The following is a 1,283-nucleotide window of genomic DNA, read 5'->3' as shown; positions in this document are numbered from 1 at the left end:
CGGGCGTTACCCCTTGATCGTGGACACCCTGATCATTGGATCGTGAGGATCCGAAGAACAGGAGTTCCCATTGGGGACGTCGAAGTACTCGCCTGAGTTCCGGGCGGATGCCGTCGCGCTGTACCACGCCAGTCCGGGTGGGACGTATGCGTCGGTGGCCAAGGACCTGGGTGTCAACCACGAGACGCTCCGCACGTGGGTGCGGGATGCTGAGCAGGCGGCCCGGCCCGGGGCGGGCGAGGCCACCACGATGGAGAAGGAGAACCGGCAGCTGCGGGCGCGGGTCAAGGAGCTTGAGCTCGAGCGGGAGATCCTGCGGAGGGCCGCGAAGTATTTTGCGGGCGAGACCAGCTGGTGAGCAGCCGCTTCCAGTTCGTCGACGATCACCGTGGCGCCTTCGGTGTCAAGCGGCTGTGCCAGGTCCTGACCGTCTCCCGGTCCGGGTTCTACCGGTGGCTGGCCGGCGCGGACGCGCGGGCCGAGCGGGCCCGGGCCGATGCCGAGCTCGCCGAGCGCATCACCGAGATCCACACCGAATCCGACGGCACCTACGGGGCTCCACGCGTGACAGCCGAGCTCCGTGACGAGGGTGAGCGGGTCAACCACAAGCGGGTGGCACGCGTCATGCGGAAGTTCAACATTGTCGGACTGCACCTGCGCAAGAAGGTCCGCACCACCATCCCCGAGCCGGCGGCGACGCCGGTGCCGGACTTGCTGCTGCGCGACTTCACCGCGATCGCACCGAACACCCGGTACGTGGGCGACATAACCTACCTGCCCATCGGAGGCGGTCAATTCCTTTACCTCGCCACGGTGTTGGACCTGTGCTCGAAGCGACTGGCGGGCTGGTCGATCGCCGACCACATGCGCACCTCGCTGGTCACCGACGCACTCAAGGCCGCGGCCGCGGTCCGGGGCGCCGGCGGCCTGCGCGGGGCGATCTTCCACAGCGACAACGGGGCGCAATACGTCTCCAAGGAGTTCGCCCAGGTCTGCGAGGACCTCGGTGTGGTCAGGTCACGCGGTGCGGTGGGCACCAGCGCGGACAACGCCGCCGCGGAATCCCTGAACGCATCCCTGAAACGGGAGACGCTGCAGGGGAAGAAGCGGTGGACCGGGGCGCGCGAGGCCCGGCTCGCGGTCTTCCGCTGGGCGACCCGCTACAACACCCGAAGAAGGCACTCCCGCCTCGGCCAGATCAGCCCGATCGCCTTCGAGCAACGATCAACTACGCTGGCCTCTGCCGCATGACAACCGGTGTCCGCGATCAAGGGTCAGGGCCC

General features: G+C 68.1%; 1 protein-coding gene. It reads left to right on the top strand.

The window, feature by feature from the left end:
• The first annotated feature begins 70 nt into the window (after window positions 1–70).
• Window positions 71–1,251 (top strand): IS3 family transposase gene (locus ABZV34_RS39635; RefSeq protein WP_356011565.1). Its coding sequence is split into 2 segments (ribosomal slippage): window positions 71–338 and window positions 338–1,251, totalling 1,182 coding nucleotides; the frame shifts between segments, so codons are not numbered across the junction.
• The last annotated feature ends 32 nt before the right edge of the window (window positions 1,252–1,283 follow it).

This window comes from Streptomyces sp. NPDC005195 (genome assembly GCF_040608315.1).
GTDB lineage: Bacteria > Actinomycetota > Actinomycetes > Streptomycetales > Streptomycetaceae > Streptomyces > Streptomyces kaempferi.
The sequence above is the reverse complement of the archived record's forward strand: the minus strand, read 5'-3'. Positions and strand labels throughout refer to the sequence as shown.